This is a genomic window from Collinsella sp. AF37-9, assembly GCF_003475115.1.
In the GTDB taxonomy this organism is placed as follows: domain Bacteria; phylum Actinomycetota; class Coriobacteriia; order Coriobacteriales; family Coriobacteriaceae; genus Collinsella.
In genome coordinates, this window is record NZ_QROQ01000017.1 from 39,790 (window position 1) to 51,844 (window position 12,055).

The window sequence follows — 12,055 nt, forward strand, 5'->3', positions numbered from 1 at the left end:
CTATGCCTACGCAAGATTTCTTCCCTCAGCGCCCTGACGCCCATCCGGCCATCTATGCCTATTCCGATACTGATCCCAACCACAAAGGAATCCTGAAGGTCGGCTATACGGCCAAGGACGTTGAGCAACGCGTACGTGAGCAGTTTCCCGTACTGCAACCTGAGAAAAAGCCATACAAAATCGAGTTTGCCGAGTCCGCGATGCGCGACGACGGCACTTTTTTCCTAGATCATCCCGTCCATGACTGGCTCGAGGCCCACGGCTGCGAAAACATCAATGGCGAGTGGTATCGCTGCACGCCCGACCAAGTGCGTGCCGGCTGGATCGCCGTGCGCGACCGCACCGAGAACGACGAGGCGCGCGACCAGGACTTCAGCATGCGACCTGAGCAGGCCGAGGCCGTGCGTCGCACGCGTGAGTACTTCGAGTCTGTGACCGCCGAGGGTTCGCAACGCACGCCCAAGTTCCTCTGGAACGCCAAGATGCGTTTTGGCAAAACCTTCGCCACATATGAGTTGGCGAAGTCGATGGGCATGAGGCGCGTCCTCGTGCTCACGTTCAAGCCCGCTGTGCAGAGTGCCTGGCAGGAGGACCTAAACCGCCATGTCGACTTCGAGGGCTGGCAGTTCGTCAGTCGCGGCGGCAAGCAATATGAGGACTGCGATCCCCAGCGCCCGATCGTCTGCTTTGGCTCGTTCCAAGACTATCTCGGTCGAGATTCCAACGGAAATATCAAGGCCCGGCACGAGTGGGTGCGCCTAGAAGACTGGGACCTCGTGGTGTTCGACGAGTACCATTTCGGAGCATGGCGGGAAACGGCCAAGAAGCTCTTTGACTCGATCGACGAGGACGAGGAGAAGGCCGTCCATGAGGAGGTCAAGGTCACTGGCAACGAGCAGGACGAGACGTGGCTGCCGATCGTCACCAAGTACTTCCTGTTCCTATCCGGAACCCCGTTCCGCGCACTCAACAGCGGCGAGTTTATCGAGGAGCAGATCTTCAACTGGACTTACTCTGACGAGCAGGAGGCCAAGGCTAACTGGAACCCCGCCGACGGTGATAACCCGTACGCATCGCTCCCGCGCATGGTCATGCTCACCTACCAGATGCCGGAGGAGATCAAGCGCATCGCGCTGAACACCGAGACGAACCAGTTCGACCTCAACGTGTTCTTCTCCGCAGAGGGGGAGGGCGAGGACGCCCAGTTCAAGTTCAAGGACCACGTCCAGATGTGGCTCGACCTCATGCGCGGCCAGCACATGCCGGCCACAAAGGACGAGCTGAAGCTGGGCGAGAAGCCGGCCATGCCGTTCTCCGATATCCGCCTGCTCAACGTCCTGGGGCACACCCTGTGGTTCCTGCCGAACGTCGCGAGCTGCTACGCCATGGCCAACCTCCTCAAGGAACGCCAGAACACCTTCTATCATGACTTCAAGGTCAACGTCTGCGCCGGTGCCGCCGCCGGCATCGGCCTGGACGCCCTGCCGCCCGTGCAGCGCTCGATGCGCGAACCGCTGGAGTCCCGCACGATCACGCTCTCATGCGGCAAGCTGACGACCGGCGTCACGGTGAAACCGTGGACGGGCGTGTTCATGCTCTCCAACGTCAAGAGCGCCGAGACCTATTTCCAGACCGCGTTCCGCGTGCAGTCGCCGTGGACGGTCAAGGACGACGACGGGCGCACCCAGATCATCAAGAACGAGTGCTACGTATTCGATTTCGCGCTCGACCGCGCCCTCACGATGGTCTCCGATTACTCGACGCAGCTCGCCACCGACCCCAAGAAGGGTCCGGAGCAGAAGGTCGACGAGTTCGTCAAGTTCCTGCCGGTGCTCGCCTATGACGGCAGCAGGATGAAGGAGATCAGCGCCGCCGAGGTATTGGACATCGCCATGGCCGGAACGTCGGCGACGCTCCTCGCGAAGCGCTGGGAGTCCGCGCTGCTGGTCAACGTCGACAACGACACCCTGCGCCGCCTGCTCGCAAACGACGAGGCTATTAACGCCCTCATGAACATCGAGGGCTTCCGCAGCCTCAACGATGACATCAAGACGATCATCAACAAGTCCGAGGCCGTCAAGAAGGTCAAGAAGGAGAAGGGGGAGAGTCTTACCCCGAAAGAGAAGAAGGAGCTCACCGAGGAGGAGAAGGAGTTCAAGAGCAAGCGCAAGGAAATCCAGACCAAGCTGATCAAGTTCGCGACCCGAATCCCCGTCTTCATGTACCTCACGGACTACCGCGAGGAGACGCTGCACGACGTAATCACCCAGCTCGAACCTGGGCTGTTCAAGAAGGTCACCGGCCTGTCCGTCGATGACTTCAACCTCCTCGTCGGTCTGGGCGTCTTCAATGCACCCCTGATGAATGACGCGGTCTACAAGTTCCGACGCTACGAGGACGCGAGCCTTGTCTACACCGGTGTCAACAAGCACGCCGGCGAGCGCGTCGGCCTGTACGACACGACGCTTTCCGAGTACGACTACCTCGCCGCGAAACAGCAGGAGTCGATGATCGCGCCGGACGGCTCTGCCATCGACCTCACCAGCGCCGAACCCGTCACGCGCCCCGTCGAGCAAATTGGGAAATTTCCTGTCGTCCAAAAGGTTGCTCAACAAAAAGTTGTACAGCAAACGGAGAAACCGAAAGCATCGGCGGAGCCTGTGTCGACCACTGTGTCGACCAAAACGGATTGGGTCGCGGACGTCCTCACCAACCGCGGTATCGAATTCGTCGACAAGCGCGAGAAGTCCGGTGCCTTATGGGCACTCGGCGGCGTCGAGCTCGCTCCGGCGATGGGGACGTTGCGCGACCGCGGCGCCGACTTCACGTTCAAGCCGAGCGGCGGCAAGGCAACCAAGTTCAAGGAGGCCTGGTATCTCACCGGGTATCCCGATGAACTGAACGATGACGTTGCCGAAGAAACTCCGGCGATCGACTACAGCAAGGTCGTTCCGGGCTATCGCGTTATTCACAAGGGCCTCGGCGGGGGAACGGTCAAGCGGATCAATGGCGGCTTGATCTCAGTTGCGTTCGATGACTCCCCGAATCGTCAACGTGCATTTACGTTTCCTGGTGCATTTGAGCAGGGGCTTTTATCTCATGCGGCGATGGCCGAATCAGACGGCCCGATTTGTCTTTAGATAGATATATCACTGTTAACTCGCTGAAGGAGCTTTTGGGATGGATGAAAGAACAACTCGTGGGCTAGCGTTTAAGCGGCGTGATAGCGAAGGTAATGTTACTGCCTTTCGCAATACAATAACTTCTAAATTAGGAATGACTGACTTGCAGGGGCTGTTGATTGGCAAGAGCGGGGAGTTTACTGAAGCGGTTGAGGCCTTTGAAGTCGAGGGGTTCGCACGCGATGCTTTGCTAAAAATACTCCTGCCAGCATCAGATTTAACGCGTAAAGTCAGGCTTGCAAATGCGATCGGTGTTCCATTTTCGGTTTGGATTCATGGAACGGACGACAAAGGGATTATTCGAGCCATTCAACTGGATGTGGACGAAGAGCGTTTGGGCGGTGTAAAGGTGGTTACAGAACGCCTGTGCACAGAAGATAGATTTATAGAATGGTGGGCTGAAAAAAAGAAAACGCCTCAGACAAAAAGATTTAGAAAACAGTATATTCAGAACAGTTATTTTGACAAACTGCTTGAGAGCCATGGCATGGTGTGGGGCGGCAATATCGATGGAGCTATATTCGCGCCGGACGGCAGTGTTGAGGCGATTGTCGAAATAAGATGTACGGAGAAAAATCCAATCGAGACTTATGATCCATCTCGTTATTACAAGGAGGATACGTTTACATGGCAACCCGTTCTTAAGTTGTCGAGAGATTTGGACATTCCGTGTGTATTGCTGACATTTAAAAAGGAATATAAGGATGGGGAGACGGGGGTTCTCGGGATTGCAGGCGTTCTCGGCAATGACGATAACGGACTTAAATACCTAGACGCTAAGCCTCCTTGCAATAACTTAGTTCATTCAGCTGACGAGGTTCGAAGGTTTGTGCTGGATATGAAGATGGCCCACGCGCAACTAAAGTAACCTTGATTGGGCACGGGCCAAGGTGAACTCCGGAATGGACGAGCTTCTACGATTCTCGGACTAGTAAGTTTGGTTGCCTCGCGGTGCCCTGCGGTTCGCTCCGGCGTCACATTCCCTTATCCTCTGTGCTAAAAGATCGTCTACCGGCTACTGTCTGGGTTCATGTTTAAATTAAATCGGGGATTCGTTGTAGTCGTCTGCCTCTCCTTTGTTAATGGCGTTGCGTCTGAGGAGCGATCATTTCTGTCGGATAGGCAATCCCAGTAACCGGATAAACCGGGGATGGGGAGATGCTCAATTGTTCTCGCGCTCTTCTTTCTGGTCTTGTCAGCCTCTAGCTCTAATGAGATGACGGAGGCAACCAGATCGAATTTAGAGATTGACCACCCGTTATCCGATTTGCGACAGTGACCCGCATTCTTTTTTGCGAGTTTGTCCAAGAGCTCTGGAAGGGTGCCTAGTTGTGCTGACTGGGTCGTGATGTCGACGATTACATTGCCATCCTCTAGCGAACCGTTCCAAATAACGGGATGAGGATAACCGCACGCTTCAGGCGTTTGAGTGCTAGGTTGGTTTTTGGGCCGATTGATTGCCTTGAGCCACTCTTCGTAAAGTGCTTTCGGCACGAGAGGGGACCGTTGATAATAAGGTCCAAGGGTGTGGTCAACGGCATTGGCTAGTTCTTGAAAATATAGCTGTCGCTTTTTGTTAGTAGCCATCGGGTTGTGCCCGTCTTTCCCGCTGACAGTATCTGCTTTGCGTCTTAAATTGACGGCAGTTGCATGGGGCGGCTTTTTACCAAGCTTGAGTTTTGTATTACTTGCGGGATTGCAGTACATGCCCGTTTCGTTGTCGTATCTAGAACAATACTTGCTATTGTTGCCAGCTGGGAAAAAGGGTTTGTTGCATGTGCTGCATTTTGTCGGAAGTGCCCCGGATCGCAGGGCTTCGCATAGTAGATGCGCATAGAAAACCGAGAATGATTCCGGAAGAAAAGAATGAATCAATGAGTGGGAGCGGTCTATCAAGTGCTGGAAATGGAGGGCTTCTTGCATTGCGTCGCTGTCGTTGATGTTGACAACAAGGTACTTTCCGTCATTTACGATAAACCGCATGATGCCGATTGTGTTTTCGGCGTTCCTCGATAACTCCACCTTGTTGTAGAGCCTGTTCTGAATCAGGTTGAGTGCCAGAGAGTTGAGGCTATTGAGGTCCTGGACCATTGGGCCGGCGATTGCATGTTTCGTGCATTTTGAGGACGTTAGTTCCCCAAAACGGCGAATTTGATTAGCGACATCCAGGATGGATTCTCCGGTAGAAAGCAGCTTCGCGAATAATGAAACGTAGCTGCTGAGGTCATCCCGATAAGAAGGTTCGTTTATCTTCTTGGATAAGCTAAGACAATCAATGATGATGTCGCCAAGAACGGCTACTGCCAACTCATGGATATCGATGGCTAGTTGGTTATCAACTAATTGAACGTGGAAGTGCGTCTTATAAAACTCCCTTTTAGTTTCTGGCGTTTTAAGCGCCAGCGGGTGGTGGACAATTGAGTGCTCGCCTCCGCGAGCGAGCTCGGGCCTTCTATTTAGGTCAAAGACCATTTCAATGTAACTGGCCAGATTAGGTGCAACGGAATCGTCGGCATCGTTACTGCTTAGTAACTCAAGAGCCGGAATAGTAACTCTCGCGATGTTCCCACACTCTATTGCCCAAAGAGAGAAAACCTTCGAGGGCAAATAGGCATCGGGTATTTCATCAAGATAAACTGAATCGATGCACAATGAGCAAGCATTGAAGAAGAGCTGGTAGATACCGTCCGAATAGCCGCCGCTTATTGCGGAATCAAGCGCTTGTTTGACTGCCTCCGCGAGCTCATGCGTTATATCTGCCTTTTCGATACGGCATTTGTCGAGGTCATCGCCTGCGTCAATTATTCTCGAACAAAGCGGAGGAAAACACGTGGCACCTTTTTTATTATCTGGGCCTTCGAGATATTGAGCTTCTAGAATGTGCTGTATTCGCCGTAGCGAATTAAAGATACGGTGTGGAACGGGCACTGAATGGGCGTTACGATATTCGGCATACCAAGAGGACATTTCGTTAAAGAACTTCTCAAGATCAATTCTTAGGAATTCGTTTAACAGCTCTTTTGCAGACCAATGCTGTTCGAATTCCGCTCCTTCACATTCTTGATCCTTATCGGGTTTTGCGTTTGTCAGTTGTTTGCAACAGAGATGCAAAGAGGTATCTCTGTCAAACCGAATGAAGCTAGCCCTAACACGCCAGGTCAGAGCTATTAAATTGGCACCTTGCATATTTCTTAAACCAGCACAACTTTCAAAATCAAATATACTTTGTGCCATTGTGCCACTTTGCCGTGTTCAATAGGAGTCGAGCAAGAAAGAAGTCCAAAGGAGGACGGAAAATGTTCGACGGCACCCTGTTTGAACTGGTTAATTCCACCAAGCGCGATGAGCTTGAAGATATCGTTTGCGAAGTTATGACCATCTGTGATGAGCTGAAGGTGGGCCTTTCTGAGGAGCGCGGGCTCGGCTTCTTTGAAGACTGTGCCCGTCAAAGCGCCTATGAGCTCATGCTCGACAATTGTCGTGACGAGCTTGCTCGTCTGGGCTTTGAGCTCGAGTGGGGCGTTGAGGACTATCCGGTGGTCTCGCCGGTCCGTTCGGTTTCGCTTGCGCGGATCTCAGCGCATGACGCCGTTGGCGTCGAGTATTCGAGTCGTAATGACCTCGATATAGCTTGTTAGTCTTTCTTTCTTCGTAGGCGGTCAAGCCGACCTGCTGTTTTATCGGGACTTCTAAGCAGTCCCGTTCTTTACGCCAATCACCCCAAAACTCAATCACCAACCAATCGGGTCTCTCTGAAAGGAAGATCATGAATACTTCTATTCAAAATGTGTCCGTCTCTCACAAGTCGAGCATCACCAAGATTGCCGAAGGCGCGTTGCTAATTGCTGTCGCGGCGTTAGCTGTGAACGGCATCATTTCCTTTACTGCACCGTCGTACATCTGGAAAGGTGAGATTCCTATGTTCACGCCTGACCTGTTCGATCATCCCTACGAGGCTCCAACGGCGGAGGATATTGTGTCGGGAATGGAGACGCTTGACCGGGTGTCGATGGCCGCGGCCGTGCTCGTTGCTCTGTATCCTGTATACCATGCCATTTGGTGCCTCTGCGCAGGTGCTGGGTGCAATTGCAAGGCACCTGTGTTTTGCGGACGGATGTCGCGCCGCTTTGGCTCGTTGAGCGCCTGTTCGCTTTTGGCCGTGCTTGCCGTATGTCGTGGGTTTGAGTGCTATATCGACGGCGGGGTCACGGGGGACAAACTCCTCATGATCGTGGGCCTTTTCCTCATGGTGACATCGATTGCGCTTGTTTCTGGATGCGTCCTGGCGTGCATTGTCAAATGGTATGAGCTCAAAGGTCCTGGGCGCTATCGTGGCGACAAAGCCCTTATCGCATGGTTCGGCCGCGCGGATGCCTTGCTGGACCGCGCAAGCTCAAACATGGTGTTGCTGTATGGTGCCGAGATGCTTGCCTGCGCGGCATCGTTGATTTTTGGATATGGCATCGCTAGCGCTATTGCATCCATCATTACGATTACATTAACCGCCTGGGGCATTGTGCTCGCCATCATCTTTATCCCTCTTTGCATCGGCTGTGTCTTGGCTAGCTCGAAGGACTAAAAGAGTGAATCTGTTCGCGGACACGTAGAAAGCCGCGGCATCAAGCTCAGTCTTGCTTTTCCGGGTCATATCCCTTTGTATACACGGTAAAGCTGAGGTCATCGATCGTTCCGGTGCTGTAGATGCATGCGTCGGGCGTGCTCCATGTGTCTTGGACGGTCGGGTCAGTCCAGACATATTCGGGCCCATCGATTCCAAGCAATGGAATGGGCCTCGCCACGTGGTCGGCGTTATTTATCTGTACAATGATCTCCAACAACATGTGCAGTTTTACATGCCATGAGCTGTATGGATGCTCATCTGGCCCCTTGTAATCCAGTGTGCACTTTGATTGTGGGCTTTCGGCGAGCTGGCTCAAACATTCAAAAAGCGTCGGGTACTCGGCTCCAGGAAACTCGACTTGTACATACCGATTGCCATCGCGGACAAATCCGTACCACAGCACGGGGTATGGATACTCGAGCCTATCCGGCCGCTTGATTTTCGCTCTACAATTGGGCTGGTTGACGATAGACAGCCACGTCCTATAGAGCTCATCGGAAATGAGGTCGTTCGCTTGGTATGCTGGGCCAAGACCATCGAGGACAAAGCTGCCGAGGCGCTCAAAATAGTGGGCACAATCCGTTAGGCCCTTTTCATATGCCGTTTCGGTCTTTCTCTGTATATTAAGCGCGACATCGCGGGGCGATTTACGACCAAGATGCTTCTTGGCGTTAAAGCGCGGGTTGCAATAGAGCTTGGTCGCCGCGTTATATCGATCGCAGTACTTGCTGTTAGGACCGGTCGGAAAAAAGAGCGAACCGCAGGTTTGGCATGCTATCGGCATAATGCCGCACAGCAGCAGCTCGTGAAGGATGCGGGCATAAAGGCTTGCAAAGGACCATTCCTCTTCGGTGAAGTAGAGCTCTCCTGCCTTTGAAATAACGGCTTGAAGCCCAACGAGCCTATTGAGGTTTTCCTGGTCGTTAAGCTCTGCATGCGTATGGAAGTCTCCATTTGCGAAGATCTGGTTCTCGCGCATAGCTTCGAGATAGTTTTTACGAAACGCCTGCATAAAGGGGGCGCTGTTCATGCGCTTTATTCCATTCAAATGCTCTTCGAGCTTTTGGGCCGTTTCGTTTCCGGGCAAGTGTTTTTTGGCTGCGTATACAAAAGCTTCGCCAAAGCGGATGATTGCCGGCAGCTGCTCATCGAATAATCGAAATTGTCGCGGGTCGCTTGTTTTGATGGCGGCTGGGAAAAACTCTTCGTTTTGCGCGAGCAGGCTAGGTGCCTCGGTGTTTTTAAGCAGCGGGGTAAGCTCCAGACATTCCTGATAAAAAACAATGAGAAGCGCTCGAAAGAGATCGATATTGGTGCAGACGCAAGCTGTTTCTATCTGAGATTTCGCCTTGGGAAAGTTGCGTATAGGATTGTCGCGGTCATACGGCACCGGTGCTGTTAGATTGGTCTCGCCGTTGGTAGCGTTAATGCTCATGTCGTTCGACTCGAGCTGGAGATAGGAGCTGAAGAGGGACGCCATTTCTTGCTTGTTGAGTTGGTCCGATGTTGTAATCACCGCGCGGTACAGGCGGTTGATCTCGTCGCACTCAATAGCGTTGTTGTTCATCCAGCAGCTGTAATAGCGATAGTCGGGAATCGCCGTGATGTTCATGACACACTGTCTACAGACATTTTTAAGGAGATATCTGGCCATGCCGGAAATCTCTCCGTGTGCATGGCTTGTAATGGCTTTGTCGAATATCGGAGCAAAGAAATCGAGGTCGCGTTCCTTTTGTTTTTGAAGGTTGATAGCGATTTCAGCTTCGTTCAATTCTGCTTGGGTGGGCTCTTGGTCGGGATCGTCTGGATCGAGCCGATCGTCATAGTCTTGCTCGGCTGCACAGTCTATCGAAGCGTGTTGCGCATGGTGGAGAGCAGCAGAGGACTGGCGCATGGCGTTCTGCAAATCAATATAAAAGCGCTGGTTTGCTCGCCTACGAAAGTGCCCCCCGATTTCGTTGAAAAGCGAGCTTAAGTCGACGCGCAATAGGTCGTTGGCTATGGAGACGAGACTCCATGCGCTTGCATTGCCGGATGTGTTTCCGTCGCCGGCACAATCAATCTCCGGCGTCCTGTTAAGAAGTAGCATACGGGGATTGACAGGGGAGCGAAGAAAACCAGCCTCAAAACCCCAGCTAAATGCTTCTTTTTCGGACTTATGCATTGATGCTCCAAACAGCCAAAATTTAAAACGCGATAAAAGTCATATTACGCGGCTGTTTGCGGTTGTTCAATGGAGTCAAGCGAAAAGGGTTAAAACCAGGGAGGCCGTTATGTCCGATCGCATCGAGCTCAACGAAGGAAACATTGATGTATGCGAGCGCGAGGTTATCGCTCTTCGCGAGATTATCGCCGCCGCCATGGGTCGCTTGCATCAGATGCGCAGGCAGTGCGAGCGAGGCTACGCGTCTTCGGAGGATTTCGAGAATGCGTTGGATGTTTACGGAGTGATCCGTGGGCGAGTCGATGAGCTTGACCAGCTTGGTTTCGAGTTCAGATGGTCGTCAGTTCCCGATGCAGGGATCGATGAGTGCGTCGGGCTCGAATGGATTGAGGACGACAGCTCTCCACGAGATCGCGGTTTCGATATCGCTTGTTAGTGTGTCCGCACGACTTGGTATCAATGTGGGCGAACAATCTCTAATCGGAGCCGACTAGAGGCTGCATCCTAGTTGCCGGCGATTCCGGTTTGATTTCTGTTGAAAGGAAAAACATGAACACTTCTATTCAAATTTCGTCCAGCGCCGTTGAGCCTGCGTCCCGCACCGCCAAAGACGAGGTCGTCAAACTCGTGCAGGGCGCGCTGCTCGTTGCCGTTGCTGCGGTTGCCGCTGCCGGCACCGCCTCCGTCGCCGCCCCGTTTTGCGTCTGGAAGGGCGAGGTCGCGCTGTTTCTGAACGAGTCGTTCCATGCTGCCTTCTCCATCTCCGCGATTGCGGAGTACGCGTCGGCTGTGCCCGGGTCCGATTGGGCGTCGCTGCTCGTGGCCGCGCTCATCGCGGCCTACCCTGCCTACCATGCCGCCTGGCGTGTTCGCGAGGGCCTTGGGCTCAGCTGCGAGGCTCCGGTGTTCAGCGGGCGCGTGTCGCGCTCTCTCGCCGCGGTGAGCGCCTGCCTGCTGCTGGCGATGCTGTTCATGGGCTATGGAACGGCCTGGCTCGTCAACGGCAGCGCGGTGGGCGACCAGAGCCTTGTCGAGACGGGGCACAATGCATGGACCGTTTCCATCATGATGATGCTGGGCTGCGCCCTGATGTGCCTGTTCAAGTGGTTCCTTGCCAAGGGCCCCGGACGCAATTTCGGCAGCGGCTTTGCCGTCGAGCTGGTCCGCCTCGCCGACGTTCTGCTGAAGCGCGCGAGCTCGAACCTGGTGTTGTGCTACGTGGCCGAGCTGCTTGCCTGCCTGCTGGCGCTGGCCTTCATTACCGTGGCCTATGTCGTCGTGAGCGTGGCCATCGTGCTTGCGTTCGCAGCCGTGGCCTTAGTGGTGTGCATCGCCGGGCTTCCCGTTATCCTTGCCGCCTCGTGGCGCAGGTAGCGGGGCGACCATGCAAGTTCTTGTCACCGCGTGAGAAAAACTTGCAAGAATCGCAAGTTCTTTTCATGCGATGAGAAAAACTTGCAGGTTGGTGCGAGGACGACGGTCCTCCGCGTGAGCGCGGTTTCGATATTGCTTGTTAATGTGTCCGAACGATTGATTGGAGACAAAATGTATCCGGGCTATGAGTGCAACAACTATCCCATAAGCATTACGGATGAGGATGGTCCGTTCCTTATCATGGAGGCGGAGCTGTCTGGTGACGTCGAGCTCAATGATGAGTTTAAGAAAGACGCCAGCTATAGATATTCGTGTGCGACTGTTTCTGCGGCGATTAATCTTTGCAGGTCGATGACGGACGGCGATGCCGATCCCTGGTATGAAAGCTGGGAGAAGGCAGCTGAGCGTTATCCGCTCGAGAAATGCGAGGAAGCGACAACGCTGTATTGGATTGAGCCGACCGATCCGCACAAGGCGCCGTGCGCCTTCCATCCCCATCCCGATCTTGAGCAGTATGTGGCTGAGACAATTGAGGCTGTTGACACCTATCTGTTGGAGTGCGAGTACTGTCCCTTTACGGTCAGCCACTTAGATCTAAAGGACGTTGACGTCCTGCTCAGCGCTGCTTGGGGATTGGCTCGAGTTCTCAAAGATATTTGGGGAACTTGGGTACCGTCAAGATTCTTTCGCAAATTGATCGAGGCGGCCTCGGCC

The 12,055-nt window shown here is 53.6% G+C and carries 9 protein-coding genes; 7 read left to right on the forward strand and 2 right to left on the reverse strand.

What is annotated here, in order from left to right:
• Positions 1-2: 2 nt before the first annotated feature.
• Together DW024_RS06405 and DW024_RS06410 are read left to right on the forward strand one after the other, a co-directional pair.
• Positions 3-3,140 carry a DEAD/DEAH box helicase gene (locus tag DW024_RS06405; RefSeq protein ID WP_118377264.1) on the forward strand — a complete coding sequence of 1,046 codons (3,138 nt, stop codon included), beginning with the start codon at positions 3-5 and terminating at the stop codon, positions 3,138-3,140.
• Between the two features lie 40 nt (positions 3,141-3,180).
• Positions 3,181-4,050, forward strand: a complete 870-nt coding sequence (locus DW024_RS06410) for a hypothetical protein (RefSeq protein WP_117640406.1) — start codon at positions 3,181-3,183, stop codon at positions 4,048-4,050.
• Between the two features lie 140 nt (positions 4,051-4,190).
• Here the strand turns inward: DW024_RS06410 and DW024_RS06415 are convergent, their stop codons facing one another.
• The gene (locus DW024_RS06415; RefSeq protein WP_147352059.1) at positions 4,191-6,416 is read right to left on the reverse strand and encodes a hypothetical protein; all 2,226 of its coding nucleotides are present in this window, start codon (positions 6,414-6,416) and stop codon (positions 4,191-4,193) included.
• A gap of 62 nt (positions 6,417-6,478) precedes the next feature.
• On the opposite strand from DW024_RS06415, the gene DW024_RS06420 reads away from it, so the two are divergent.
• On the forward strand, positions 6,479-6,820 hold the full coding sequence (locus DW024_RS06420; protein WP_117640404.1) for a hypothetical protein: 342 nt from the start codon (positions 6,479-6,481) through the stop codon (positions 6,818-6,820).
• A gap of 128 nt (positions 6,821-6,948) precedes the next feature.
• Positions 6,949-7,761, forward strand: a complete 813-nt coding sequence (locus tag DW024_RS06425; protein WP_117640403.1) for a hypothetical protein — start codon at positions 6,949-6,951, stop codon at positions 7,759-7,761.
• Positions 7,762-7,807: 46 nt separating this feature from the next.
• Here DW024_RS06425 and DW024_RS06430 read toward each other — a convergent pair whose 3' ends face one another.
• Complete coding sequence (locus tag DW024_RS06430) at positions 7,808-9,967, reverse strand: hypothetical protein (protein WP_147352060.1); 2,160 nt, start codon at positions 9,965-9,967, stop codon at positions 7,808-7,810.
• A gap of 109 nt (positions 9,968-10,076) precedes the next feature.
• Here DW024_RS06430 and DW024_RS06435 point away from each other — a divergent pair, with 109 nt between their 5' ends.
• The 3 genes from DW024_RS06435 to DW024_RS06445 all read left to right on the forward strand — a co-directional run.
• A complete protein-coding gene (locus tag DW024_RS06435; RefSeq protein WP_117640401.1) occupies positions 10,077-10,403 on the forward strand; it encodes a hypothetical protein in 327 nt (108 codons plus the stop codon).
• A gap of 113 nt (positions 10,404-10,516) precedes the next feature.
• Positions 10,517-11,341 (forward strand): hypothetical protein, encoded by an 825-nt coding sequence (locus DW024_RS06440; protein WP_117640400.1) that lies wholly within the window; start codon positions 10,517-10,519, stop codon positions 11,339-11,341.
• A 171-nt stretch (positions 11,342-11,512) separates the two neighbouring features.
• A partial coding sequence (locus DW024_RS06445; protein ID WP_147352061.1) for a hypothetical protein occupies positions 11,513-12,055 on the forward strand: 543 nt, incomplete at its 3' end.

Bases quoted from the DNA above. Each gene is read 5' to 3' on its own strand.
- DW024_RS06420 (WP_117640404.1), top strand. From the start codon at position 6,479: ATGTTCGACGGCACCCTGTTTGAACTGGTTAATTCCACCAAGCGCGAT.
- DW024_RS06425 (WP_117640403.1), top strand. From the start codon at position 6,949: ATGAATACTTCTATTCAAAATGTGTCCGTCTCTCACAAGTCGAGCATC.
- DW024_RS06440 (WP_117640400.1), top strand. From the start codon at position 10,517: ATGAACACTTCTATTCAAATTTCGTCCAGCGCCGTTGAGCCTGCGTCC.
- DW024_RS06430 (WP_147352060.1), bottom strand. From the start codon at position 9,967: ATGCATAAGTCCGAAAAAGAAGCATTTAGCTGGGGTTTTGAGGCTGGT.
- DW024_RS06410 (WP_117640406.1), top strand. From the start codon at position 3,181: ATGGATGAAAGAACAACTCGTGGGCTAGCGTTTAAGCGGCGTGATAGC.
- DW024_RS06435 (WP_117640401.1), top strand. From the start codon at position 10,077: ATGTCCGATCGCATCGAGCTCAACGAAGGAAACATTGATGTATGCGAG.
- DW024_RS06405 (WP_118377264.1), top strand. From the start codon at position 3: ATGCCTACGCAAGATTTCTTCCCTCAGCGCCCTGACGCCCATCCGGCC.
- DW024_RS06415 (WP_147352059.1), bottom strand. From the start codon at position 6,416: ATGGCACAAAGTATATTTGATTTTGAAAGTTGTGCTGGTTTAAGAAAT.